The organism is Streptomyces sp. NPDC031379 (assembly GCF_055569615.1).
In genome coordinates, this window is sequence record NZ_JBVIIT010000004.1 from 48,249 (window position 1) to 74,002 (window position 25,754).

General features: G+C 71.7%; 21 protein-coding genes. 16 read left to right on the forward strand and 5 right to left on the reverse strand.

Annotated elements, in window-relative coordinates:
* Positions 1-59: 59 nt before the first annotated feature.
* Entirely contained in the window at positions 60-1,301 is a 1,242-nt protein-coding gene (locus ACZ5CW_RS07045; RefSeq protein WP_468599120.1) for a GNAT family N-acetyltransferase, read from the forward strand.
* A gap of 28 nt (positions 1,302-1,329) precedes the next feature.
* Here the strand turns inward: ACZ5CW_RS07045 and ACZ5CW_RS07050 are convergent, their stop codons facing one another.
* Both ACZ5CW_RS07050 and ACZ5CW_RS07055 read right to left on the reverse strand, forming a co-directional pair.
* Positions 1,330-2,139, reverse strand: a complete 810-nt coding sequence (locus tag ACZ5CW_RS07050) for an Fpg/Nei family DNA glycosylase (RefSeq protein ID WP_468599122.1) — start codon at positions 2,137-2,139, stop codon at positions 1,330-1,332.
* A 34-nt stretch (positions 2,140-2,173) separates the two neighbouring features.
* The gene (locus tag ACZ5CW_RS07055; RefSeq protein WP_468599124.1) at positions 2,174-2,662 is read right to left on the reverse strand and encodes a ribose-5-phosphate isomerase; all 489 of its coding nucleotides are present in this window, start codon (positions 2,660-2,662) and stop codon (positions 2,174-2,176) included.
* Between the two features lie 248 nt (positions 2,663-2,910).
* Between ACZ5CW_RS07055 and ACZ5CW_RS07060 the strand changes: the two genes are divergently transcribed.
* On the forward strand, positions 2,911-4,338 hold the full coding sequence (locus ACZ5CW_RS07060; protein ID WP_468599125.1) for an amino acid permease: 1,428 nt from the start codon (positions 2,911-2,913) through the stop codon (positions 4,336-4,338).
* A 17-nt stretch (positions 4,339-4,355) separates the two neighbouring features.
* Here the strand turns inward: ACZ5CW_RS07060 and ACZ5CW_RS07065 are convergent, their stop codons facing one another.
* Entirely contained in the window at positions 4,356-5,993 is a 1,638-nt protein-coding gene (locus ACZ5CW_RS07065) for a serine/threonine-protein kinase (protein ID WP_468599126.1), read from the reverse strand.
* 233 nt (positions 5,994-6,226) lie between these two features.
* Between ACZ5CW_RS07065 and ACZ5CW_RS07070 the strand changes: the two genes are divergently transcribed.
* Both ACZ5CW_RS07070 and ACZ5CW_RS07075 read left to right on the forward strand, forming a co-directional pair.
* Entirely contained in the window at positions 6,227-6,940 is a 714-nt protein-coding gene (locus tag ACZ5CW_RS07070) for a hypothetical protein (protein WP_468599127.1), read from the forward strand.
* Between the two features lie 69 nt (positions 6,941-7,009).
* Positions 7,010-8,338 carry an FAD-binding oxidoreductase gene (locus ACZ5CW_RS07075; protein WP_468599129.1) on the forward strand — a complete coding sequence of 443 codons (1,329 nt, stop codon included), beginning with the start codon at positions 7,010-7,012 and terminating at the stop codon, positions 8,336-8,338.
* Here the strand turns inward: ACZ5CW_RS07075 and ACZ5CW_RS07080 are convergent.
* Positions 8,325-8,906, reverse strand: a complete 582-nt coding sequence (locus ACZ5CW_RS07080) for a biotin transporter BioY (protein WP_468599131.1) — start codon at positions 8,904-8,906, stop codon at positions 8,325-8,327. The genes ACZ5CW_RS07075 and ACZ5CW_RS07080 overlap by 14 nt on opposite strands.
* Positions 8,907-9,514: 608 nt before the next feature.
* On the opposite strand from ACZ5CW_RS07080, the gene ACZ5CW_RS07085 reads away from it, so the two are divergent.
* From ACZ5CW_RS07085 to ACZ5CW_RS07135, 11 genes are all read left to right on the forward strand, one after another.
* Positions 9,515-10,714: an ROK family protein gene (locus tag ACZ5CW_RS07085; RefSeq protein ID WP_468599133.1), complete on the forward strand. Its 1,200-nt coding sequence runs from the start codon at positions 9,515-9,517 to the stop codon at positions 10,712-10,714.
* A 206-nt stretch (positions 10,715-10,920) separates the two neighbouring features.
* Entirely contained in the window at positions 10,921-11,964 is a 1,044-nt protein-coding gene (locus ACZ5CW_RS07090; protein ID WP_468599135.1) for an ABC transporter substrate-binding protein, read from the forward strand.
* Positions 11,961-12,806, forward strand: a complete 846-nt coding sequence (locus ACZ5CW_RS07095) for an ABC transporter permease (RefSeq protein WP_468599137.1) — start codon at positions 11,961-11,963, stop codon at positions 12,804-12,806. The genes ACZ5CW_RS07090 and ACZ5CW_RS07095 overlap by 4 nt, the downstream gene beginning before the upstream one ends.
* Positions 12,782-13,516 (forward strand): ABC transporter ATP-binding protein, encoded by a 735-nt coding sequence (locus tag ACZ5CW_RS07100; RefSeq protein WP_468599138.1) that lies wholly within the window; start codon positions 12,782-12,784, stop codon positions 13,514-13,516. Before ACZ5CW_RS07095 ends, ACZ5CW_RS07100 begins: the two co-directional genes overlap by 25 nt.
* Entirely contained in the window at positions 13,513-14,862 is a 1,350-nt protein-coding gene (locus tag ACZ5CW_RS07105) for an LLM class flavin-dependent oxidoreductase (RefSeq protein ID WP_468599139.1), read from the forward strand. The genes ACZ5CW_RS07100 and ACZ5CW_RS07105 overlap by 4 nt, the downstream gene beginning before the upstream one ends.
* Before the next feature lie 14 nt (positions 14,863-14,876).
* Entirely contained in the window at positions 14,877-15,773 is an 897-nt protein-coding gene (locus ACZ5CW_RS07110; protein ID WP_468599141.1) for a TauD/TfdA dioxygenase family protein, read from the forward strand.
* A 121-nt stretch (positions 15,774-15,894) separates the two neighbouring features.
* Positions 15,895-17,280 carry an amino acid permease gene (locus tag ACZ5CW_RS07115; protein WP_468599142.1) on the forward strand — a complete coding sequence of 462 codons (1,386 nt, stop codon included), beginning with the start codon at positions 15,895-15,897 and terminating at the stop codon, positions 17,278-17,280.
* Positions 17,281-17,409: 129 nt separating this feature from the next.
* The gene (locus ACZ5CW_RS07120; protein ID WP_468599143.1) at positions 17,410-18,057 is read left to right on the forward strand and encodes a superoxide dismutase; all 648 of its coding nucleotides are present in this window, start codon (positions 17,410-17,412) and stop codon (positions 18,055-18,057) included.
* 198 nt (positions 18,058-18,255) lie between these two features.
* Positions 18,256-20,439: an MMPL family transporter gene (locus ACZ5CW_RS07125; RefSeq protein ID WP_468599145.1), complete on the forward strand. Its 2,184-nt coding sequence runs from the start codon at positions 18,256-18,258 to the stop codon at positions 20,437-20,439.
* A gap of 5 nt (positions 20,440-20,444) precedes the next feature.
* The gene (locus ACZ5CW_RS07130; RefSeq protein WP_468599146.1) at positions 20,445-21,629 is read left to right on the forward strand and encodes a sensor histidine kinase; all 1,185 of its coding nucleotides are present in this window, start codon (positions 20,445-20,447) and stop codon (positions 21,627-21,629) included.
* Positions 21,626-22,264, forward strand: a complete 639-nt coding sequence (locus ACZ5CW_RS07135; protein WP_468599147.1) for a response regulator — start codon at positions 21,626-21,628, stop codon at positions 22,262-22,264. Before ACZ5CW_RS07130 ends, ACZ5CW_RS07135 begins: the two co-directional genes overlap by 4 nt.
* 68 nt (positions 22,265-22,332) lie before the next feature.
* Here the strand turns inward: ACZ5CW_RS07135 and ACZ5CW_RS07140 are convergent, their stop codons facing one another.
* A complete protein-coding gene (locus ACZ5CW_RS07140; protein WP_468599148.1) occupies positions 22,333-22,995 on the reverse strand; it encodes a mycothiol-dependent nitroreductase Rv2466c family protein in 663 nt (220 codons plus the stop codon).
* 139 nt (positions 22,996-23,134) lie between these two features.
* On the opposite strand from ACZ5CW_RS07140, the gene pepN reads away from it, so the two are divergent.
* Positions 23,135-25,717 (forward strand): aminopeptidase N, encoded by a 2,583-nt coding sequence (pepN, locus tag ACZ5CW_RS07145; RefSeq protein ID WP_468599150.1) that lies wholly within the window; start codon positions 23,135-23,137, stop codon positions 25,715-25,717.
* The last annotated feature ends 37 nt before the right edge of the window (positions 25,718-25,754 follow it).

Below are 25,754 nucleotides of genomic sequence, written 5' to 3' on the forward strand. Positions count from 1 at the left end.
CGCCGCCGTCCGGGAGAAATTCGCTGGCTCGTCCCGCAATGCCCTGATAGGCATGGCTCATGGGGACTGACCACACGACCGAGTTGAAGACGCTGCGCCCGGAGGAGTTCGACCGGTGGTGGGACCACCTGGTCCGCGCGTTCGGCGGTGGGCCGACCTCGCCCGAAGAGCGTGAACTGGACAAATCACTCACCGAGTTCGACCGTTCCCTGGCCGTCTGGGACAAGGACGCGATCGTCGGTACGTCCGGGGCCTTCAGCTTCCGGATGACCGTGCCGGGCGGGGCGGAGGTGCCCACCGCGGGCGTGACCATGGTCAGCGTGGCCGCGACGCACCGGCGGCGCGGGGTGCTGACGTCGATGATGCGGCGGCTGCTGGACGACGCGCACGCCAAGGGCGAGCCGCTGGCGGCGCTGTTCGCCTCCGAGCCCGCGATCTACGGCCGCTTCGGGTACGGCGCGGCGACCTTCCAGGTCGGCGCCGAGATCGACACCGGCCGGGTCGCCCTGGCGCTGCCCGCGGGCACCGACGAGGTCCGCGTGCGCTACACGTCGCCCGCCGACGCCCTGAAGGAGTGCGAGGCGGTGTACGCGGCCCTGGTGCCCCGCCGCCCGGGCATGCTGGCCCGCCGGCCCGGCTGGGAGCGGGCCGGCCTGGTCGACCCGGAGAGCGACCGGGAGGGGGCGTCCGCGCTGCAGTGCGTGGTCGCCGAACAGGACGGCGAGGTCACCGGCTACGCGCGCTTCCGCACCAAGATGGGCTGGGGGCCGAGCGGACACGACGGCACGGTCACCCTGGAGGACCTGGCCGCGCTCGATCCGGCGACCGAGGGCGCGCTGTGGCGTTTCCTGTTCGGCATCGACCTGATGACGACGCTGACGGTGCGGCGCCGCCCGGTCGACGACGCCTGGCAGCACCTGGTCTCCGACATCCGCCGCTGCCGGACGCGGATGCGGGACGCCGGGTACATCCGTCTCGTGGACGTCGGCGCGGCCCTGTCGGCCCGCACGTATCTGACACCGGTGGACGTCGTGTTCGACGTCGAGGACGCCTTCTGCCCGTGGAACGCGGGGCGTTGGCGGCTGACCGGGGACGCCGCGGGCGCGTCCTGCGCGCGCACGACGGACGCACCCGATCTCGCCCTCGCGGTACGGGAGCTGGGCGCGGCCTGCCTCGGCGGCGTGACCCTGTTGTCGCTGGCGGCGGCCGGGCGGGTACGCGAGCTGCGGCCGGGGGCGCTGGCGCAGGCGTCGGTGGCGTTCGGCTCACCGGTGGCGCCGTGGCTCTCGCACGGCTTCTAGGGCCTGCCGTCCGGGGACGGACCCCGGGTCACCGTGTCTGGCAGGTCGGGCACCAGAAGAGGTTGCGGGCGGCGAGGCCGGCGGTGCGGACGTCGTCGCCGCAGATGTGGCAGGGCCGGGCCGCGCGGCGGTAGACGTAGACCTCGCCGCCGTGGTCGTCCACGCGGGGCGGGCGGCCCATCGCCTCCGGGGTGTGCTCGGGCCGTACGGTGTCGATCCGGTTGTTGCGGACCCCTTCGCGCATCAGCTCGACCAGGTCGGCCCAGAGGGCGTCCCACTCGGCCGGGGTGATGTCCCGGCCCGCGCGGTACGGGTCGATGCCGTGCCGGAAGAGGACCTCGGCGCGGTAGACGTTGCCGACGCCCGCCACGACCTTCTGGTCCATGAGCAGCGCGGCGATCGTCGTACGGCTGCGGGAGATCCTGCGGTACGCCGCGCCCGGGTCGGCGTCCTCGCGGAGCGGGTCGGGGCCGAGCCGGCTGTGGACGGCCCGCTTCTCGTCGTCCGTGATCAGCGCGCAGGTGGTGGGGCCGCGCAGGTCGACGTACGAGGTGTCGGTCGCGAGCCGGAGCCGGACGGTGTCGGTGGGCGGGGGCGCGGGGGCGTCCCCGAAGCCGACCTTGCCGAAGAGGCCGAGGTGGATGTGGACCCAGTCGGCGTCCCGGAACCGCAGGAAGAGGTGTTTGCCGTGGGCCTCGGTGGCCGTGAGCACGGCACCGTTCAGCAGGTCCGCGGCGTCGGAGAACTTGCCCTGGGGGCTGGTGACGCGGGGAGCCGTGCCGGAGAAGCGGGCGGCGTAGTCATGCGCCAGCCGGTGGATCGTGTGCCCCTCTGGCACGGTCCTCTGTTCCTTCCCGCCCCCAGGGGGAGCCTCAGTCCTGCTGCGGGTGGTGGGCCGGGATCGGGGGCAGGTCGCCGGTCGTCTCGTACGCCGACAGCATGTCGATGCGGCGGATGTGACGCTCGTCACCCGAGAACGGGGTGCTGAGGAAGACCTCGACGAACTTGGTCGCCTCGTCGGTGCTGTGCATGCGCGCACCCACGGCCACCACGTTGGCGTCGTTGTGCTGCCGGCCGAGGGCCGCCGTCTCCTCGCTCCAGGCCAGGGCCGCCCGCACGCCCTTCACCTTGTTCGCGGCGATCTGCTCGCCGTTGCCGGAGCCGCCGATCACGACACCGAGGGCGTCCGGGTCCCCGGCCGCCTTCTCCGCGGCCCGCAGGCAGAAGGGCGGGTAGTCGTCCTGGGCGTCATAGATGTGCGGCCCGCAGTCGACGGGCTCGTGGCCGGCGGCCTTGAGCCACTCGACGAGGTGGTTCTTGAGTTCGTAGCCCGCATGGTCGGAGCCGAGATACACGCGCATGCCACGAGTGTGACACGCCTGTATCGGGGCAGCAGCTCCGGGTGCCGACGCCGGTGAGATGTGAGCTAGGGCATAGAACCTCAAGGAAACCTCAAGTAACAATCTGGATTCAGAGGTTCCCGAATTGATTCGCCTCGGATTCACTGGACCGCCTCGTACACCGCTCGTGCGAGGCCCCGTACATCGCCACACAACGGCACCCCCCTCCTGTGCGGGAAATGCACACCGGCGCAAAGGAAATCCGTCCCATGACCCCTGGTTCCGGACTTCAAGCAGGTCTCAAGAACCGTCACCTGTCGATGATCGCCATCGGTGGTGTGATCGGTGCCGGACTCTTCGTCGGCTCCAGTACCGGTATCGCCACCGCGGGCCCCGGCATCCTCCTGTCGTACGCCCTCGTCGGCACCCTCGTCGTCCTCGTGATGCGGATGCTGGGTGAGATGTCGGCCGCGAACCCCACCTCCGGCTCCTTCTCCGCTCACGCCGACCGTGCCCTCGGCGGCTGGGCCGGCTTCTCCATCGGCTGGCTGTACTGGTTCTTCTGGGTCGTCGTGCTCGCCGTGGAGGCGACCGCCGGCGCCAAGATCCTCGAGGGCTGGATCCCGGCCGTCCCGCAGTGGGGCTGGGCACTGATCGTGATGGTCGTCCTGACCGCGACCAACCTGGTCTCCGTCGGCTCCTACGGCGAGTTCGAGTTCTGGTTCGCCGGCATCAAGGTCGTGGCGATCGGCGCGTTCGTCGTCATCGGCCTGCTCGCCGTGTTCGGCGTGCTGCCGGGCGTGGACTCCGACAAGGCGGGCTTCGGCAATCTGACGAGTCACGGCGGATTCCTGCCGCACGGTCCGGGCGCGATCCTCACCGGTGTGCTGCTGGTCGTCTTCTCCTTCATGGGCAGCGAGATCGCCACCCTGGCGGCCGGCGAGTCGGAGGACCCGCAGCGCGCGGTCACCAAGTCCACCAACAGCATCATCTGGCGGATCGGCGTCTTCTACCTGGGCTCGATCCTCGTCGTGGTCTCGCTGCTGCCGTGGAACGACCCGTCCATCGCGAAGGACGGCTCCTACGTCGCCGCCCTGAACTCCCTCGGCATCGCGCACGCCGGCGAGATCATGAACGTCATCGTGCTGACCTCGGTGCTGTCCTGCCTCAACTCCGGCCTCTACACGGCCTCCCGGATGGCCTTCTCGCTCGGCCAGCGCGGTGACGCCCCCAAGGCGTTCGCCCGCACCAACTCCCGCGGTGTGCCGATGACGGCCATCCTGGTGTCGGTCGTCTTCGGCTTCGTGGCGGTCTTCTTCAACTACAAGTTCCCGGACACCGTCTTCCTGTTCCTGCTCAACTCCAGCGGTGCGGTGGCCCTGTTCGTGTGGCTGGCGATCTGCTTCTCGCAGCTGCGGATGCGCAAGATCATCCAGCGTGAGGCGCCGGAGAAGCTCGTCGTGAAGATGTGGCTGTACCCGTACCTGACCTGGGCCACGGCCGCGATGATCGTGTTCGTCCTCGGCTACATGCTCACCGACACGGAGGGCCCGAGCAGCGGTCGCAAGACCGTCAGCCTGTCGCTGCTGGTCGCGGCCGTCGTGATCGGGCTCGCCTTCGTGAAGCAGAAGATGTCGGCGGGCCGCACCGCCGAGGCGCCCGCGGCCGAGATCGAGGACAAGGTGCCCACCGCCTGACCCTCCCTCGTCCCCGGCTACAGCACGGTGAAGGTCTCCTTCACCGTGCTGTACGTCTTCAGGGCCCGTGGTTCGATGCCCGGCTGGTACCAGGTGTTGACCTGGTACGACGTCCCCTCCGCCTCGAAGCCGAGCAGGCGGGCGTGCCAGGGGGTGCCCGCGAGGGAGAAGGTGTACTCCCAGACGACCGCCGGGTGCCCTTGGAAGGTGGTCTCCGCCAGCCGGATCTTGACGTAGTCCCTGCCCCGGCGGGCGTCGCGCTCGGAGCGGCGCCAGGTCTCCATGAGATCGCCCCGGGCCAGCGAGGACTTGGCCACGAGTTCCTGGCGCCCGTCGGGCGAGGTGTAGTGCACCTCGGCGCCAGTCTTCACGTCCCTGCGCCAGCCGTCCGGCGTGACCCACGCGAAGCCGCCGGCCTCCCGTCGCGCGCCCGGCGGCAGGGTGCGCGGACGGACGGTGCCGTCGGGCGCGGGCGTGGGGGACGCCGGCGAGGAGGACACGGGTGAGGAGGCCGGAGAGGGAGGGGACGCGGAGGAGGCCGCGGTGCCGCCCGCGCGGGCGCCGTGGCGCGCGCCGGTGGAGGCGGTGACGAGGAGCAGGGTGACCACGACCGTCACCGCACCGGCTCCCAGCACGGCCAGAAGGGCGGTACGGCGACGGGGGCCCACCGGACGGCCGTCGGACAGGCCGGGGTCCGCGGGACCACGGGGATCCGCCGTGGGCGGGGAGCCGTACGGCCCGCCCGCGCGCGGCTCGGTCACGGCCTGAGCCCGGCCGGGAAGGCCGGCGGGGGTGGTGCCGGAGCCGTCGCCGGCCCGGGCGGACGCCCTTTGCTCCGCCCGCTCTCCTGCCTCCGCCGGCGCAGGCGGAGGCGGAGGCGGAGGCGGAGGCGGAGGCGCAGGCGCAGGCAGGGCCACCGCCGCCAGGGCCGCCTCCACGTCCGCCAGGCCGGGTCGGGAGTGCGGGTCCTTGTGCAGGAGGGCCGCCAGGAGGTCGCGCAACGGGCCCGCAGGCGGGAGTTCGGGCTCCTCGTACAGCACGGCGTGCAGGGTCGCGAGTGTCGTGTGCCGGGAGAACGGGGACCGGCCCGCCAGGGCCGCGCACAGGGTCGCGCCGAGCGACCACAGGTCCGACGGCGGGCCCTGGCGGCGACCGGAGACGCGTTCGGGGGCCATGTAGTCGGGGGATCCGACGAGCATGCCGGCCATCGTGAGCGCCTTCGCGTCCTGGATCGCGGCGATGCCGAAGTCGGTCAGGACCACCCGGCCCCCGGCCCTGTCCTCCACCAGGACGTTCCCCGGTTTGATGTCCCGGTGCAGCACGCCCCGGGCATGGACCTGCCGCAGTGCCGCCACCAGGCCCAGTCCGATCCGCGCCGTCTCACGCAGGCTCAGCGCACCCCCTTCCGCGGTGATCCGCTCCAGCGAGTGTCCGGCGACCAACTCCATGACGATCCAGAGGCGTTCGCCCTCGTCGACCACGTCGTACACGCGGACGACGTGGGGATGGTCGATCCTGGCCGTCGCCCTGGCCTCGCGCAGGGTGCGTTCCCGGCGGGTGCGGACGTCCTCGGCGTCCAGGCCGTCTATGCGTATCTCCTTCACCGCGACCAACCGGTCCAGCATTTCGTCGACGGCCCGCCACACACGCCCCATTCCCCCCTGGCCGATGCTTTCGACCAACCGGTAGCGCCCCATCACGAGTAACCCCGGAACACCACCACGTGTGAAATTCCCCGGCAATTCCGCGCACCCCCCTCAACGAGCGTGTCCGCCCCCACACAACGGTCACGCTTCAGGCCGTACCAGCATAGTGTGGCGAAATCTTGTGGTACCTCTTCAAGTACTGCGAATTCAGGCGCAGTACAGGGGTTACAAGGGGGGCGAACATGAGTTCTCGTCAACGGATGGCCATCATGGGATCGCTGGTCACGGCATCCTTCTCGGCCGTGCTGATCCTTTCGGGTCTGTCGGTGGCCGATGACCAGGGACCGGGCAGCGGCAAGGGGGGAAAGGCGGTCGACCAGGCTCCGGAAGGTGTCGGGCTGCGCACGCTGCTGCCGGAGAAGATCTCGGTCGACAACAGTTCGAATAAAACGGCGATCACCGCCACGGTGAAGAACGAGGGGACCAGGGACGCCAAGGGCCTGCGGCTTTTGGTGGTCGGTTTCGAGGGACTGAGGATCACGGGTGTGCCGGGCTGTTCGGCGATTCCCGAAAAGGACCTGCCGGACGGTTCGAACAGCGGCTTCAGCTGCCCGGTCGGCACGCTCGCGGCCGGCGCGTCGAAGTCGTACCCGGTCCAGGCCACGTACGACCTGGGCAAGAAGGGCAGGATCTGTCTGCCCGTGCAGACCGCGGACGGGAAGAAGACGTTCTGGCAGCAGGGCCCGGTGCCGTTCGGTACGGCCAACCCGTCGCCGAACGCCCCGGCCACCCCGCTGCTGCTCGGCACCGACAACAAGCCGGCCGCCCCGGGCGGCGACGAGCTGCCCAGGACCGGTGTGGGCCGTGACGTGCTGCCGCTCGGCGCGGCCGGCGCGGCGCTGGTCGCGACCGGAGCGGCCGGGCTGTGGTGGTCGCAGCGGCGCCGGCCGGTCTGAGCGGAGCGGGCGGGAAGCGGCCGCATAACCTGACGGAAGCTGTCAGGTTATGCGGCCATCCTGTGCCGTATGACCTTCGTGGACGACCTCACAGACCTGATCCTCCTCCGCCCCGGCGACCCCGGCTACGCCGGTGAACTCGCCGGATTCCAGCTCGGGTTCACCCAGCGGCCGGCCGTGGTGGTGGCCGCCCGCTCGGCCGCCGAGGTGGCGGCCGCCGTGCGGTGTGCCGCCGCCGAGGGCCTGCCGGTGGCGGTGCAGGCCACCGGCCACGGGCTGCCGGGGGGTCACGAGGGCGGGATGCTGGTGACGACGAAGCGGATGGACGGGATCACGGTCGACCCCGGGGCCCGTACCGTCCGCGTGCAGGCGGGTGTGCGGTGGGGCCAGGTCATAGCGGCGGCCGAGCCCTACGGCCTGGCACCGCTGAGCGGCTCGGCGCCGAGCGTGGGCGCGGTGTCGTACACGCTGGGCGGCGGGCTGGGCATCCTGGCCCGCCGGTTCGGCTACGCGGCCGACCATGTGCGGTGGCTGGAGGTCGTCACCGCCGACGGGGAACCGCGCCGGGTCACGCCCGGCTCCGACCCCGACCTGTACTGGGCGCTGCTCGGCGCCGGGCAGAACTTCGGCATCGTCACCGAGCTGGAGATCGGCCTCGTACCCGTGCGGACGCTGTACGGCGGTTCGCTCGCCTTCGACGGGCGCGTGGTGGACCCGGCGGTGGTGCTGCGGGCGTACGAGGCCTGGACGCGGACCGTGCCGGACGGGCTGACCTCGTCCTTCGCCGCCGTCCCCTACCCCGACCTGCCCGCCCTGCCACCGCATCTGCGCGGCGCGTACGTGGTCTCGATCAGGGTGGCCCACACGGGCGGGGACGGCGAGGAACTCGTCGCGCCGCTGCGGGAGATCGGGCCGGTGCTGTCGGACTCGCTGCGTGTGATGCCGTACGCCGAGAGCCACACCATCCACAGCGACCCGGACTTCCCGCACGCCTACTACGGCGACAGCGCGGTGCTGCGGGAGCTGGACGTCGAGCGGGCCGGGGAGCTGCTGGCGCGGACCGGGCCGGAGGCGGACCTGATGTGTGTCGTGCAGGTCAATCACCTGGGCGGGGCGCTGGCCCGGCCGGCGCCGAACGCCGTGCCGTACCGCGAGGGCCGGTTCCTGGTGCGGCTGCTCGGCGTCGGGGAGCGGGAGCGGGCGCGGTCCGTGCTGGACCCGGCGTTCGCGCTGCTGGCCGGTGACACGCTGGGCCGGTCCCTCAACTTCGCCTTCGGGGCGGGCGACCGGGGGGCGGGGCTGTACGACCCGGAGACGCGGAAGAGGCTCGCCGGACTCAAGGAGAGCCACGATCCGGCGAACCTCTTCCGCGGGAACTACGGCGTCAGCGCTTGCTGACGAACTTCCAGGCGGTGGGCAGCACGCCCATCGCCAGGGCGGCCTTGAGGGCGTCACCGATCAGGAACGGGGTGAGGCCGGCCGCGATCGCCTGGGACGCGGAGATGTGGGCGGCCAGGGCCAGGTAGGGCACGCCGATCGCGTAGATGATCGCCTCGCCGACGATCATCGTGCCCACCATGCGCAGTGGGGAGCGGTCGGCGCCGCGGCGGGCCAGGGCGCCCACGGCCGCGGAGGCCAGCAGCATGCCGAGGATGTAGCCGAAGGAGACGGCGCCCGCGCCGGAGGTGCCGCCCGCGAACCACGGCATGCCGGCCACACCGGCGAGCGCGTACAGGGCGAGGGAGAGGAAGCCGCGGCGGGCGCCGAGCGAGGTGCCGACGAGCAGCGCGGCGAAGGTCTGCCCGGTCACCGGCACCGGGGAGCCGGGCACCGGGACCGACAGCTGGGCCGCGAGGCCGGTGAACACGGCACCGCCGAGCACGAGGGCGGCGTCGCGGACGCGGGACGCTGGCAGCAGGTCGGCGAGGACTGCGCCGGGGCGAGCGGTGGCGGTGGCGGTGCTCATGGGGACTCCGCGGGTGTCTGGGCAGGTGGGAACACCGTGACGCTATACCGGCGCCCTCGCGCCGATCACCGTCAGCGCTCGACAAAGGCTCGAACGGGCACGTGGTGGGCTCCAGACAAAGGCTGCCGGTTACACCGGTCATGGCGTGATACCGGTCACTGCGGTGGAGTGGTCGGGGACATCCGGACGCCCGTCGCGGTCGCAGCGGGGCCCGCCGAAGCCGGGCGGCCGCCCGTCTCGCCCGTCGGTCGCCGTCTGGGCAGCGTGGGGGCGCTTTGCTAGCTTCGGACGCATGGTTGCCCAGGCCCGGTACTTCACGTCGCGTCGCTATGTCGACCTGCGACGCCAGGGCACGGCCACCTGTCGCCGCCCGGGTTAAGGGACTTCGTTTCGGTCAGCCCGGGTCCGCGACGTCCGGCACGGCACCTCGCCGCGTTGTCGGACCACCCGAGTACGCCCGGTACGCGGGTGATCCTCCGCCTCGCGACGCACCGCACCGGACGCCGCGGCCTGATCCGAGCTGATCCGAACGAAACCCCGTAGGGGCGGGCCGCGCGGCACGCCTCGCCTTCCGAGACGTGTCGGCCCCGTTCCCGAGGACGGTCTCCATGCCCCGTACCGCGGTTTCCACCCTGCCCTCCCCCGTTCCGCGTGCCGCCGACAGCGACCGGCGGCGCACCAGTGCCAGCGTCGTGCTGCGCTCCGTGCTGGAGCACGGGCCGGTGGCGCGCAGCACCGTCGCCCGGCTGACCGGGCTGTCCCCGGCGTCGGTGACCGAGCACTGTGCCCGGCTCGCCGACCTGGGCCTGATCCGGGAGTCGGCCGCGCCCCGCCGCTCGAACGGGGTGGGCCGCCCGCACGTGCCCGTCGACCTGGACGACACGCGGTTCCTGGTCGCCGGAGTGCATGTGGCCGTGCCGTACACCACGGTGGCGCTGCTGGATCTGCGGGGCCGGGTGGTGGCCCGGCGGGAGTTGAAGCACGAGCGGACCGATCCGGGCCGGGTGCTGGCGCGGGCCGCCGAGGGGCTCGCGGGGCTGCTCGCCACGGTGCCGGGGCGCCGCCCGCTGGGGGTCGGGGTGGCGGTCGGCGGCTGGGTGGACCGGGACACGGGCACCGTGGTCGAGCACGAGCTGCTGGGCTGGCGGGAGGTGCCGGTGCGGGAGCTGCTAGGCGCCCGCACCGGCCTGCCCGTCCATGTGGACGGCCACGCACGGGCGTTGGTGCACGGGGAGCGGCTGTTCGGGCGGGCCCGGGGCAGCCGCAGCGTGCTGCACCTGTTCGTGGGCAACGTGGTCGACGCGGCCTTCGCGACCGGCGACGAGGTGCATCACGGGCCGCGTTCGGCGGCCGGGGCGATCGCCCATCTGCCGGTGCCGGGCGGTACCGAGCCGTGCGCGTGCGGCCGTACCGGCTGCCTCCAGGTGGAGCTGAGCGAGCGGACGTTGTGCCGGCGGGCCCGGGCGGCCGGGGTGATCGACTCGGCGAATCCGGTGCATGTGGTGGCCGCGGCGGCGCACGGGGACCTGGTGGCCCGGCGGCTGCTGGTGGACCGGGCCCGGATGACCGGGCGGGCGGCCGGGCTGCTGCTGGACGTGCTGAACCCGGAGACCGTCGTGGTGACCGAGCTGGGTGTCATCCACTTCGAGGACTGCCTGAACGCGCTGCGGGAAGCGGCCGGAGACAGCCGTGCGGCGGCCGTGCTGCCGACCAGTTTCCCGGATTCCGTGCTGGCACTTGCGGGCGGATCCGTGGCGCTCGACGTGTTGTACCGGGATCCGCTGGGCGCATCACCTGAGGCTATTTAATTCAGAAACTCCGAATGTTGACAGGAGCCGCTGATGACCGGGAACATCCTGGTCATGGACGTACTCACCAGCTGTCGCACCTTCTGTTGCTGACATATTGCCGCGCATGAAGCGCGTGTTTCCCGCTGTGTGAGTTTCCCTTCCTCCGGCCTGGTTTCCCGGAATTCCTCCTGCCTTTCCGCTCTTTTTCTCCTGGGAGTCCTCCCATGCACCGTCGTACCTTTCTCACGTCCCTGGTCGGGGCGTCCGCCGCCGTCGCGGGCCTCAGCGGCTGCGCCGAGGGCGATGCCTCCGCCGACACCAAGGCCGCCGCCGCCAAGCCGCTCGCCGGCACGGTCCCGGCCGGCACCAGCCTCAAGATCGCCTCGTACCAGAACACCCAGCAGCTCCAGTTCAAGCTGGCGAAGCTGCCCAAGCTGCCCTTCACGGTGTCGAGCTGGGCGAACATCGGGGCGGGCCCGGACGTCATCAACGCCTTCCGCGCCAAGTCCCTGGACCTCGCCAACAACGCGGGCATCCCGCCGATCCAGGCGCACTACCAGGGCTTCGAAGCGAAGATCGTGGCGATCAACGTCACCCGCAAGCCCAACTACCTCTTCGCCACCAAGCCCGGCAGCGACATCGGCACGGTCGAGGACTTCAAGGGCAAGCGGCTCGCCTTCTCCCAGGGGCAGGCCCAGGGCGTCGTCCTGCTGCGGGCACTGAAGCAGGCGGGGCTGAAGTACGACGAGGTGAAGCTGGTCCCGCTGACCAGCAACCAGTTCCTGACCGCCCTGCAGTCCGGCCAGGTGGACATCGCACCGCTCGGCAACAGCCAGGCACCGGCGTACCTGAAGCAGTACGAGGGCAAGGGCGCCCACGTCATCAAGACGGACGTCGTCGACCTGCTCAACCTGCTGTGGGCGCCGCAGTCCGTGCTGAACGACCCGGCGAAGGCCGCCGCGATCGCCGCCTACATCCCCCAGTGGGCCAAGGGCCAGGTGTGGACGTACGAGCACCCGGACGAGTGGAACGAGGAGTTCTACGTCAAGACGCAGAACCTGACCCTCGACCAGGCCAAGGCCGTCACCGCGCTCGCCAACAAGCCGTTCTTCCCGCCCAGCTGGGACGAGGCGATCAGGTGGGAGCAGGAGACCGCCGACCTGCTCGCCGAGGGCGGCTTCGTGAAGAAGTTCGACGTGTCCGACCTCTTCGACCACCGCTTCGAGCCCCTCGCCGCCAAGGCCGTACCCGAGGAGTACCGGAGGTGACCACCGTGACCACGACGACCACGGCACCGGCGACAGCGGCCGGGGAACTCCCCCAGGTCCGCAGGCGCCGCCGCCTCTCCCCCGGCCGGCGGCTGCCCGCCGCCCGGCTGGCCGGCCCGCTGGCCGTGCTCGCCCTGTGGGCCGGCGCCTCGGCCGCCGGAACCCTCGACACCGGTGCCATCCCGGCGCCCTGGACGGTGCTGAGGACCGCCGGGCATCTGTGGACCGACGGCACACTGCCCACCGATGTGCTGACCTCCCTCGAGCGGGCCGGCTACGGCTTCGCGATCGGCCTGACCGCCGGGGTGCTGCTCGCGCTCGCCTCCGGCCTCAGCCGGACCGGGGAAGCGCTGATCGACGGGACCGTGCAGCTCAACCGGGCGATCCCCACCCTCGGTCTGATACCGCTGTTCATCCTCTGGCTGGGCATCGGGGAGACCTTCAAGATCGCGATCATCGCGATCGTCGTCTACATACCCCTCTATCTGAACACGCACGCCGCGCTGTCCGGCATCGACAGCCGCTTCGTCGAACTCGCCGAAGTGCAGGGGCTGTCCAGGTTCGCCTTCATCCGCCAGGTCGTGATCCCCGGCGCGCTGCCCGGATTCTTCGTGGGACTCCGGCTCGGCGTCACCGGGTCCTGGCTGGGCCTGGTGGTCCTGGAGCAGATCAACGCCACCAGCGGACTCGGCTACATGATGTTCCAGGCGCAGAACTACGGCCAGACCGACGTCATCCTGGTCGGCCTGCTGATCTACGGCGTCTTCGGCCTGGTCTCCGACAGCGTGGTCCGTCTCGTCGAACGGAGGGTGCTGTCGTGGCGCCGCACACTGAGCAACTGACCCGGCCCGCCGTCCAGCTGCGCGGCCTGACCCGCTCCTTCGAGGGCCGTACGGTCCTCGACGGCATCGATCTGGACCTGCCTGCAGGACAGTTCACCGCCCTGCTCGGGCACAGCGGCTCCGGCAAGTCCACCCTGCTGCGCGCGGTCGCCGGCCTGGACCACGGGGTGGCCGGGAGCGGGCAGCTCACCGCGCCCGAGCGGGTCTCGGTGGTGTTCCAGGACTCCCGGCTGCTGCCCTGGCGACGGGTGCTGGAGAACGTCCTGCTCGGCCTGGGCGGCAAGGACGCCGAGGAGCGGGGCCGGGCCGCGCTGGCCGAGGTCGGCCTGGGGGGCCGCGAGCGGGCCTGGCCGGGCGAGCTGTCCGGCGGCGAGGCCCAGCGGGCGGCACTGGCCCGCTCCCTGGTCCGCGAGCCCGAACTGCTGCTGGCGGACGAGCCGTTCGGCGCGCTGGACGCGCTGACCCGGATCAAGATGCACAACCTGCTGCGCGATCTGTGGAAACGCCACCGGCCGTCCGTGCTGCTGGTCACCCACGACGTGGACGAGGCGATCGTGCTCGCCGACCGGGTCCTCGTCCTGGACCGGGGCCGGATCGGACTCGACCTCACCATCGACCGTCCCCACCCGCGCTCCTACCGCGAGCCGGTGCTGGGCGAGTACCGCGAGCGGCTGCTGGCCGCGCTCGGTGTCACGGAGGACCACCAGTGACCACGAGAAGGCTCCACCTCAACGCGTTCCTGATGAACACCGGCCACCACGAGGCGTCGTGGCGGCTGCCGGAGAGCGACCCGTACGCGCACGTCGACCTCGCCCACTACGTCGAGCTGGCGCGGATCGCCGAACGCGGCACCTTCGACTCGCTCTTCCTCGCCGACGGCCCCCAGCTGTGGAGCAACCTCGCGCAGCGGCCGGCCGGCGCCCTGGAACCGCTCACGCTGCTGACCGCGCTGGCCACGGCCACCGAGCACATCGGCCTGATCGCCACCGCCTCCACCTCCTACAACTCCCCCTACAACCTGGCCCGCAAGTTCGCGTCGCTGGACATCATCAGCGGCGGCCGCGCGGGCTGGAACATCGTCACCACCGCAGGCGCCGAGGCCGCCCGCAACTTCGGCCTGGACGCCGAGCCCGCGCACGCCGAGCGGTACGCCCGCGCCGCCGAGTTCCTCGATGTCGCCCTGAAGCTGTGGGACAGCTGGGAGGACGACGCGATCGTCGGCGACAAGGCGGCCGGCGTCTGGGGCGACGACAGCAAGATCCACCCGCCCCGGCACAGCGGGACGTACTTCAGCGTCGCCGGCGCCCTCAACGTGCCCCGCACCCCGCAGGGCTATCCGCTGCTGGTCCAGGCGGGCTCCTCGGAGGACGGCAAGGCGTTCGCCGCCCGGTACGCGGAGGCGGTGTTCACCGCCCAGCAGACCCTCGCCGACGCGCAGGGCTTCTACGCCGACCTCAAGGCGCGTACCGCCCGGGCCGGGCGGGACCCCGAGCACATCAAGGTGCTGCCCGGGATCGTCCCCGTCCTCGGGTCGACGGAGGCCGAGGCGCGGGCCGCCGAGCGGCTGCTGGAGGAGCACATCGTGCACGAGCACGGGGTGGACCGTCTGGAGAGCCTGCTGCAGCTCCCGCCCGGGACCCTGGAGCTGGACGCCCCGCTCCCCGCCGACCTGCCGCCCGAGTCCGCCATCGAGGGGGCGAAGAGCCGCTACACCCTCGTGGTCGAGCTGGCCCGGCGCGAGCGGCTGACCGTACGGCAGCTGATCGGCCGGCTCGGCGGCGGGCGCGGGCACCTCACCTTCGCCGGGACGCCCGAGCAGGTCGCCGACCAGATCGAGACCTGGTTCACGCAGGGCGCCGCCGACGGCTTCAACATCATGCCCGCCGTGCTGCCCTCCGGCCTGGACGCCTTCGTCGGGCACGTCGTCCCGCTGCTGCGCGCCCGCGGCCTGCTGCGCACCGAATACGAGGACAGCCCCCGCCAGACCCTGCGGGAGCGCTACGGCCTGCCCCGCCCCGCCAACCAGTACCTCGCCCCCGCCTCCACCCTCGTCTGAAAGGACCTGTGCACATGTCCATCGAGATCACCAAGGTCACCGCACGCATCGGCGCGAAGGTCTCCGGCGTCGACATCTCCCGCCCGCTGGACGAGGAGCAGGTCACCGCGATCCGCGAGGCCCTGAACGCCCACAAGGCGCTCGTCTTCGACGACGTGGACCTGGACGACGCCGGCCAGCAGGCCTTCGCCCGCCACTTCGGCGACCTGACCACCGCCCACCCCACGGTCGGCGCCGTCGAGGGCGCCCCGAACGTGCTGCCCGTGGACAGCGAGCGGGGCCGCGCCAACCACTGGCACACCGACGTCACCTTCGTCCTCAACCCGCCGCAGGCCAGCACCCTGCGCTCGATCACGATCCCGCCGTACGGCGGCGAGACCCTGATCGCCAACGCGGCGGCCGCCTACCGCGACCTGCCCGAGCCGCTGCGCCGCTTCGCCGACACGCTGTGGGCCGAGCACACCAACGACTACGACTACGCGGTGCCGGAGGAGGAGATCGACGAGGACAGGGCCGCCCAGCGCGCCCAGTTCACCTCCATCACCTACCGCACCGCCCACCCGGTGGTCCGCGTCCACCCGCTGACCGGGGAGCGCGGGCTGTTCGTCGGCGGGTTCGCGCAGCGGATCGTGGGTCTGTCCACCGGCGAGTCGCGCAAGGTCCTCGACCTGTTCCAGTCGTACGTCACCCGTCCGGAGAACGTGCTGCGCTGGCGCTGGTCGGAGAACCAGCTGGTCCTCTTCGACAACCGCATCACCCAGCACTACGCCATCGACAACTACGACGGTCAGCCGCGCCGCCTGCACCGGGTGACCGTCGCCGGTGACGTGCCGGTCGGCATCGAGGGCAAGGAGAGCCACTCGATCGAGGGCGACGCCTCGCACTACACCCCGGTGCTCGCCGCGGCGTAACCTGACGTTCACTCTCCGTACGGCCGGTGTCCGGATACTGGGCGGCCCCTTCGCGTGAGCGGACGGGCCGCCCAGACTGTGGGCGATTTTGCCCTTCTATTGCACTGGACGAGCCGCGCTTATGCCCAGCAGTACGAAGACCGGGACGCCCCCGCGACAGAGCGACGGCGCCACCCTCTCCCACGGCCTCAAGCAGCGTCACCTGTCGATGATCGCCCTCGGTGGCGTGATCGGCGCGGGCCTGTTCGTCGGTTCCGGTGCGGGCATCGCCGCCGCCGGTCCGTCCATCGTCATCGCCTACGCCGTCTCCGGCATCCTCGTGATGCTGGTGATGCGGATGCTCGGCGAGATGTCCGCCGCCTACCCGTCGTCGGGCTCCTTCTCCGCCCACGCCGAGCGGGCGATCGGCCCCTGGGCCGGCTTCGCGGCCGGCTGGTCCTTCTGGATCCTGCTGTGCACGGCGGTCGGGCTGGAGGGCATCGGCGCCGCGCACATCGTCTCCGGCTGGCTGCCCGGCACACCCGAGTGGGTCTGGGTCGCGCTGTTCATGGTCGTCTTCAGCGGGACGAACCTGGCCGCCGTGAAGAACTTCGGCGAGTTCGAGTTCTGGTTCGCCGCGCTGAAGGTCGGCGCGATCAGCCTGTTCCTGATCCTGGGCGGGCTGGCCATCGCGGGCGTCCTGCCCGGCACGGACTCCCCCGGCACCTCGCACCTGACGGACTTCCTCCCGCACGGCAGCAACGGCCTGATCATCGGCCTGCTGGCCTCCGTCTTCGCGTACGGCGGCCTGGAGACGGTCACCATCGCGGCGGCCGAGTCGGAGGACCCGGTGCGGGGCGTGGCGAGCGCCGTACGCACGGCGATGTGGCGCATCGCCCTCTTCTACATCGGCTCCATGGCGGTCGTCGTCACCCTGGTCCCGTGGGACTCCGAGGAGGTCGTGGCGAAGGGCCCGTACGTCGCCACGCTCGACCACCTGGGCATCCCCGGCGCGGGCCAGCTGATGAACGTGGTCGTGCTGGTGGCGCTGCTGTCCGCGATGAACGCCAACATCTACGGCTCCTCGCGCATCGCCTTCTCGCTGGTGCACCGCGGCCAGGGCCCGAAGGTGCTGGCCAAGCTCTCCGGCGGGGTTCCGCGGGTCGCGGTCCTGACCTCCTGCGTGCTGGGCTTCGTCTGCGTGCTGCTCAGCTACTGGCGGCCGGACGACATCTTCAAGTGGCTGCTGAACATGATCGGCGCGGTCATCCTGGTCGTCTGGATCTTCATCGCCGTCTCCCAGCTGCTGCTGCGCCGCCGGATCGAGCGCGAGGCCCCCGAGAAGCTCGTGGTCCGCATGTGGGCCTTCCCCTGGCTGACCTGGGTCGCCCTGGCCGGCATGGCCGCGATCTTCGTCCTCATGGCCCGCGAGCCGGACACCCGCCTCCAGCTCTACTCGACGGGCGGCATGACGCTGACCCTGGCGGCGATCGGCTACGCCTGGCAGCGGCTGCGCGCCAAGCGCTGATCCCCGCCCGGCGCCGTCCCGGCAAGGCCCCCACGTACGACACGTGGGGGCCTTTCTGTTGTTCCGGCACTCTTGTTGCTAGCGTGTAGTTGCAAGCTATTTGCAATAAGGTTCCGGAGGGGATCACCCATGCCCGTGTACACGTTGCCCGAGCTGCCCTACGACTACTCCGCGCTCGCGCCCGTGATCAGCCCCGAGATCATCGAGCTGCACCACGACAAGCACCACGCGGCTTACGTGAAGGGCGCCAACGACACGATCGAGCAGCTCGCCGAAGCGCGGGACAAGGAGTCGTGGGGGTCGATCAACGGCCTGGAGAAGAACCTGGCCTTCCACCTCTCGGGGCACATCCTGCACTCGATCTACTGGCAGAACATGACCGGCCCGAAGGGCGGCGGCGGCGAGCCGCTGGCGGCCGACGGCGTGGGTGAACTGGCGGAGGCGATCACCGAGTCCTTCGGCTCCTTCGCCGCGTTCAGGACCCAGCTGTCCAAGGCCGCGGCCACCACCCAGGGCTCGGGCTGGGGCGTGCTCGCCTACGAGCCGCTCAGCGGCCGCCTGATCGTGGAGCAGGTCTACGACCACCAGGGCAACGTCGGCCAGGGCTCGACCCCGATCCTCGTCTTCGACGCCTGGGAGCACGCCTTCTACCTGCAGTACAGGAACCAGAAGGTGGACTTCGTCGAGGCCATGTGGCAGGTGGTCGACTGGCAGGACGTGGCCCGCCGGTACGAGGCCGCCAAGTCCCGCGCGAACGCCCTGCTGCTGGCGCCCTGAGGCCCCCGGGCGCCCCGCATCGTCCTGCCTCGTGATCGTCTTCTCACCCTTCACGTCGGCAGGCGGATGAAAGAGAACCCCCGCGAGGACGTGACTCGCGGGGGTTCTCCCCACCCCCGGAGTCCACCGATCGGCTGACGCCAGGTTCAACCGAGCACCCGTGTCCATGAAACGCCCTGCCCAGCAAGGCTTTTGGGCATGAAGACACTCACTGTGCGCGCGGCGCGCTGGAGCGCCCGGCACCCCTGGCGGGCCCTCCTCGGCTGGCTGCTGTTCGTCGCGCTGTGCCTGGGCGCCGGCAGCGCCGTGGGCACCCGGAGCGCGAAGACGGCGGACTACCGGGTCGGCGAGGCAGGGCGGGCCGAGGCCCTGGCGACCGACGCCCACCTGGAACGCCTGTCCACCGAACAGGTGCTGATCTCGGCCCGCTCTGGCGCCCGGGACGACCGGGCCGCCGCCTCGGCCGCGCGGGAGCTGACCAGCCGTATGCGAGAGCTGCCGGAGGTCGCACGCGTGGACGCCCCGGTGCGCTCCTCCGACGGCCGCGTCCTCATGGTCGAGGTGGCCCTGAAGGGCGAGGAACGGGACGCGAAGGACAAGGTCGACGCCCTGCTCGCGCAGACCGCCGCCGTCCGGAAGGACCACCCCGGACTGCTCCTGCAGGAGACCGGAAGCCCCTCCATCAGCAAGGGCGTCGACCAGCAGCGCGGTGCGGACCTCGCCCTCTCCGAGCGGATCACGCTTCCGGTCACCCTGCTCACCCTGCTGGCCGTGTTCGGCTCGGTCACCATGGCCGCCGTACCGCTGCTGCTGGCCCTGTCGTCGATCGCGGCGGCGGTGGGCCTGGCGACGCTCGCCTCGCACCTCGCTCCCGACGCGGGCGTGGGCACGAACGTCATCCTCATGATCGGTCTGGCGGTCGGCGTCGACTACACGCTCTTCCACCTCAAGCGGGAACGCGAGGAGCGAGCCCGCGCCGGCGGCCGGCTGAGCAGCGAGGCACTGGTCGAGCTGGCCGCGGCGACCTCCGGGCGGGCCGTGGTCGTCTCGGGGCTCGCGGTCGTCGCCTCCACCGCCACCCTGTACCTCGCCTCGGACGTCATCTTCTCCTCGCTCGCCACCGGCACGGTCGTGGTCGTCCTCGTCGCGATGGCCAGCTCCCTGACCGCACTGCCCGCCCTGCTGACCGTGCTGGGCAGGCGGGCCGAGCGCAGGGCCCGGCGGCGGGCGGAGCGCGGGAAGCCCGCACGGCGGATCCGGGGCGAGGGCGACGGCCGGTTCTGGTCCGCGCTGCTGCGGCCCGCCGCCCGGCACCCGCTGGCCACGCTGTGCGTCTCCCTCCTCGCCCTCCTCGCCCTGGCCCTCCCGCTGACCGGCCTGAGGATCACCGAGATGAGCCGGGACACGCACTCCCGCGCGATCCCCGCGATGCGCGTGTACGACCGGCTCAACGACGCGTTCCCCGAGCGGCGGGTCACCCACCAGGTCGTCGTACGGGCCGAGGCGGCGCGGTCCGCGGAGGTCACCGGGGAGCTGCGCGAGCTGGCCCGACGGGCCGCCGGCGACCCGATGTTCGCCGGCTCCTCCCCGGTGCGCACCTCCGCCGACCACCGGACCAGCACCCTGGAGCTGAGGGTCCCGTACCTCGGCAACTCCCGTCAGGCGTACGACTCCCTGGACCGCCTGCGGCACGGTCTCCTGCCCGCCACCGTCGGCCGGATCGCCGGCGCCGAGTACGGCGTGACCGGCGACGTCGCCCGCTACCAGGACTATCCCGCCCATCAGGACGGCAGACTCCCGCTCGTTCTGGGGGCGTTGCTCCTCGTGACGTTCCTGATGACCCTGTACGCGTTCCGCTCCGCCGTCCTCGCCCTGATCGGCGTCGTACTCAACCTGCTGTCGGCGGCTGCCGCTCTCGGCCTGCTGGTCCTCGTCTTCCAGCACACCTGGGCCGAGGGGCTGCTGGCCTTCGATTCCACGGGGTCGATCGGTTCGCGGGTGCCCCTGTTCCTCTTCGTGATCCTCTTCGGGCTGTCGATGGACTACCAGGTGTTCGTGGTCAGCCGGATCCAGGAGGCGGTACGGGCCGGCACCCCCACACGGCAGGCGGTGCTGGACGGGCTCCGGCGCTCGGCGAGCGTGGTGACCAGCGCGGCCGTGGTGATGACGACCGTGTTCGTGAGCTTCGTCTTCCTGCACATCATCGAGATGAAGCAGATCGGGTTCGTGCTCGCGGCGGCCGTGCTGATCGACGCCTTCGTGGTGCGCGTCCTCGTCCTGCCGTCGGCGATGCTGCTGCTCGGCGAGCGGAGCTGGTGGCCGTCGCGGGCGGGGCGGGCCCCGGCACCGGCCCCCCTGAGCCGGCCGGCCGTCGTACGTTGATCCGCATGACCTCTCCTGCCGGATTGTCCGCCGACGCCTTCTGGGCGACGACGCTGCGCCGATGGAACGCGGTGTGCTGGGTGCTGTTCGCGGCGATGGCCGTCGGGATCACCGCGCTGGGCGAGGGCGGCGCCCGGTACGCGGCCCTGGCCCTGCTCGGCTGCGTGGCCCTGGGCTTCGCCGTCCTGCACCGCTTCCCGGCCAACGCTCTGGTGCGGCCGCACGGATACCTGGCGGTGCTGGTGCTGGCGCTCGGCGGACTGGCCTACCTGCGCACCAGTTACGCGGCCCTGTTCATGGTGACGCTGCCGCACTACTGGATGTTCGGGCGGACCCCGCGGATCTCGCTCGCCTTCCTCGGACTGGCCACCGCCACCACCCTGGTGGGGAGTTGGGTGCGGCAGGGCTGGTCGGGGGAGTTCTTCGGCGAGACGGTCGTGGGCACGCTGATCGTCGTCGCGGTGGGCGTGCTGATCGGACTGTGGGCGCGGGCCGTCGTCGAGCAGAGCACCGAACGCGCCCGGCTCATCGTCGAGTTGGAGCGCACGCAGGCGGAGCTGTCGCAGGCGCACCAACGGCAGGGCGCGGCCGACGAGAGGGAGCGGATGGCCCGGGAGATCCACGACACACTGGCGCAGGGCTTCGCGTCCATCGTCGTCCTGGCGGAGGCGGCCCGGGCGGGCCTGGCGACGGATCCCGGGCGCAGTGCCCGCCGGCTGCGCTCGATCGAGTCGACGGCGCGCGAGAACCTCGCCGAGGCCCGGGAACTGGTCGCCTCGGGCGGACAGGGGCAGCGGCCGCAGTCCGGTTCCGTGGCGCAGACGCTGCGTCGCATCCTGGACCGGTTCGCCGAGGACACCGGGCTGACCGTGGACGCCGAGCTGGCCGACCTCGACTGCGACCAGCAGACCCGGATCGCGCTGCTGCGCTGCACCCAGGAGTCCCTGGCCAACGTGCGCAAGCACGCCCGGGCCTCCACGGTCGGGGTGGTGCTGGCCCGGCGGCCGCACGGCGTGGAGCTGGAGGTGACCGACGACGGTGCCGGGTTCGCGGTGGAGGCCTCGACGGGCTTCGGGCTGGACGGGATGCGCAAGCGGCTCGCCGAGCTGGGCGGGCGGCTGACGGTGACCAGTTCGGTCGGCGACGGGACGAGGGTCCTGGCCGTGGTCCCGGTGGAGGGAGCGGTATGACCGGGGGGAAGCTGCGCGTCGTCGTGGTGGACGACCACACCGTGATGCGGGCCGGGGTGATCGCCCTGCTCGACGGGGAGAGCGACATCGAGGTCGTCGGCGAGGCGGGCGACGGCCGTGCCGGACTCGATCTGGTCGCCCTGCACGAACCGGACGTGGCGCTGGTCGATCTGCGCATGCCGGTGCTGGACGGGGTCGCCACGACCGCCGGGATCGCCGCCCGGCACCCGCGCACCCGGGTGCTGATCCTCACCACGTACGACACGGACGCCGACATCGAGCGGGGCGTCGAGGCCGGCGCCATCGGCTACCTGCTCAAGGACACCACCCGGCAACAGCTGGCCGACGCGATCCGCTCGGCCGCACGGGGCGAGACCGTGCTCGCTCCGCGCGTGGCGGAGAAGCTGATCGCCCGGATGCGACGCCCGGTCCAGGACCCGCTCACCGCCCGCGAGACCGACGTACTCGACGCGGTGGCGGACGGCCTCACCAACGCCGAGATCGGCCGCCGCCTCGTCATCTCCGAGGCCACCGTCAAGACCCATCTGCTGCGCCTGTTCGCCAAGCTGGACGTCAACGACCGGACCCGGGCGGTGGTGGTGGCCATGGAGCGGGGACTGCTGCGGCGGCCGTGACCGGCACGGTCGCCGGCCGGGCCACGACACGGGCCCGGCGCCGAGCGGCGCCGGACCCGGCGGAGGATCTACAGGTTGCTGAAGTCGGGGCCCTTGGTGCGGGTCCGCTTGATCTCGTAGAAGCCCGGGACCGAGGCCACGGCGATCGTGCCGTCCCACAGGCGGGCCGCCTCCTCGCCCTGAGGGGCGGGGGTGACGACCGGGCCGAAGAAGGCGATCTGCTCGCCGTCGGCGCCCGGGACCGCGATGACCGGGGTGCCGACGTCCTGGCCGACCTTCTCGATGCCCTCCTTGTGGGAGGCGCGCAGCTCGGCGTCGAACTCGAAGTCCTCCTGGTCGGCGTACTCGATCAGCTCGGCGGGCAGGCCGGCGTCCGTGAGCGCCCCGGCGATGGCCTCCAGGGTGACGCCCTCGGCGTTGTTGTGGATGCGGGTGCCGAGGGCGGTGTAGAGCGGGCCCAGGACGTCGTCACCGTGCTTCTGCCAGGCCGCGGTGACCACGCGCACCGCCTTCCACGCCTTGGTGGTGAGCAGCTCCCGGTAGTCCTCGGGCAGCTCGTCCAGCTTGTTCTCGTTGAGGACGGCGAGGCTCATGATGTGCCAGCGGACCTCGATGTCGCGGACCTTCTCCACCTCCAGCACCCACCGGGAGGTCATCCATGCCCAGGGGCACAGCGGGTCGAACCAGAAGTCGACGGGGGTCTTGCCGGACGAGATCGCGGTCTCGGACATGGTTCTCCTCAGCGAAAAGGTCTTTTCAACCGTCAACGACGTCGCCGGCAGCCGCATTCCCTGCTGCCCCCGTCAGGTGCACATGGCAGGATCGGTCCTGTTCAGCCACCATTCACGCGACCACGAGGGAGTGCCGCCCGTGCCCGGTGAGAATCTGTCCCGCGACGAGGCCCGGGAGCGGGCCGCACTGCTGTCCGTCGACGGGTACGACGTGTCCCTGGACCTGAGGTCCGCCGTCGGCGACGGGGACGGCGAGCCGCGCACCTTCCGCTCGGTGACCACCGTCCGCTTCCGCTGCAACGAGCCGGGCGCGTCGAGCTTCGCCGATCTGATCGCGCCGGGCGTGACCTCCGTGTCGCTCAACGGCAAGGACCTGGACCCGAGCGAGGTCTTCGACGGCTCGCGGATCGCGCTGGAGGACCTGGCCGCCGAGAACGAGCTGGTGGTCGACGCCCGGTGCGCCTACTCGCGCACCGGCGAGGGCCTGCACCGCTTCGTCGACCCCGAGGACGGCGAGGTCTACCTCTACACGCAGTACGAGCCGGCAGACGCCCGCCGTGTCTTCGCGAACTTCGAGCAGCCGGACCTGAAGGCCCCGTACCGCTTCGAGGTGCGGGCGCCCGAGGGCTGGACGGTGTGGAGCAACGGCGCGGGCGAACTCACCGACGGCGTGTGGCGGTTCGCGGAGACCAAGCCGATCTCGACGTACATCACGTGTGTGGTGGCCGGCCCATACCACTACGTGACGGACTCCTACTCCCGCACCTTCGAGGACGGGACGAAGCTGGAGATCCCGCTGGGCGCGATGTGCCGCAAGGGGCTCGCCCCGCACTTCGACGCCGAGGACGTCTTCCTCGTCACCAAGCAGGGCCTGGACTTCTTCCACGACCACTTCGACTACCCGTACCCGTTCGGGAAGTACGACCAGGCGTTCGTGCCCGAGTACAACCTGGGGGCGATGGAGAACCCGGGTCTGGTGACGTTCCGCGAGGAGTACATCTTCCGCGGGAAGGTGACGCAGGCGTCGTACGAGGCGCGGGCCAACGTCATCCTGCACGAGATGGCGCACATGTGGTTCGGCGACCTGGTCACCATGGAGTGGTGGGACGACCTGTGGCTGAAGGAGTCCTTCGCGGACTTCATGGGCACGTTCGCGAACGTCGGCGCGACCCGGTTCACCGACGCCTGGATCACCTTCGCCAACCGCCGCAAGGCCTGGGCGTACCGCGCCGACCAGCTGCCGTCCACGCATCCGATCACGGCGGACATCCGTGACCTGGAGGACGCCAAGCTGAACTTCGACGGCATCACCTACGCCAAGGGCGCCTCCGTGCTCAAGCAGCTGGTGGCGTACGTCGGCCAGGACGCGTTCCTGGAGGGCGCCCGCCGCTACTTCAAGCGCAACGCGTACGGCAACACGCGGCTCGGCGACCTGCTGTCGGTGCTGGCGGAGACCAGCGGCCGGGACATGACCGCGTGGTCGCGGTCCTGGCTGCAGACGGCCGGGGTGAACTCGCTGACCCCGCAGGTGCTGCTGGACACCGAGGGCGGCCGGATCGCCGAGCTGGCGATCGTCCAGGAGGCCCCGGAGGCGCACCCGGAGCTGCGGCCGCACCGGGTCGCGGTGGGCCTGTACCGCCGCACCCCCGAGGGCGCGGTGGAGCGGTACGCGCGCGTGGAGGCGGACGTGCACGGCCCGCGTACGGTCGTGGCGGAGCTGGCGGGCGGCGAGGCGCCGGAGCTGGTGCTGGTCAACGACGACGACCTGACCTACTGCAAGGTCCGCTTCGACGAGACCTCGCTGGCGACCCTGCGCGCGCACCTGGGCGCGCTGACCGACCCGCTGGCCCGTGCGCTGTGCTGGTCGGCGCTGTGGAACTCGACCCGGGACGCACTGCTCCCCGCGCGGGACTTCATCGATCTCGTGCTGCGGTTCGCGGGCCGCGAGTCGGACATCGGCGTGCTGCAGATGCTGCACGCCTGGGCGAACTCGGCGCTGGTGCACTACGCGGCACCGGCCTGGCGGGAGACCGGCGGGGAGCTGCTCGCCGAGGGTGCCCTGCGGGAGCTGAGGGCGGCCGAGCCGGGCAGTGAGCACCAGCTGGCCTGGGCGCGGTTCTTCGCGGCCGTGGCCTTCGCCGAGCCGGACCTGAAGTTGCTGACGGACCTGCTGGACGGTACGACCTCGATCGACGGCCTGGAGGTGGACCAGGAGCTGCGCTGGGCGTTCCTGGAGCCGCTGGCCGCGCACGGGGCGGCCGAGGAGCCGGTGCTGGCGGCCGAGCTGGCCCGGGACGACACGGCCTCCGGCAAGCGGCACCAGGTGCGCTGCCTGGCGGCCCGCCCGTCGGCGGCGGTCAAGGCGCAGGCGTGGGCGCAGGTGGTGGAGTCCGACGCGCTGTCGAACGCGCTGGTGGAGGCGACGATCGCGGGCTTCGGCCAGCCCTCGCAGCGGGAGCTGACCGCGCCGTACGCGCAGTTGTACTTCGCGGCGATCGAGCGGGTGTGGCGGGAGCGGTCGATCCAGATCGGCATGGACGTGGTCCGGGGGCTGTTCCCGTCCTTCCAGGACCGTCAGGAGACCCTCGACGCGACGGACGCGTGGCTGGCGGCGCACGCGGACGCGGCGCCGGCGCTGCGCCGGCTGGTGCTGGAGGCGCGGGACGACCTGGCGCGGGCGCTGCGCGCACAGGAGTGCGACGCGGCGGCCGCCGACCGGTGAGCTTTGGCCTGAGCTTCCCCGCGCGGTGACCGTTACG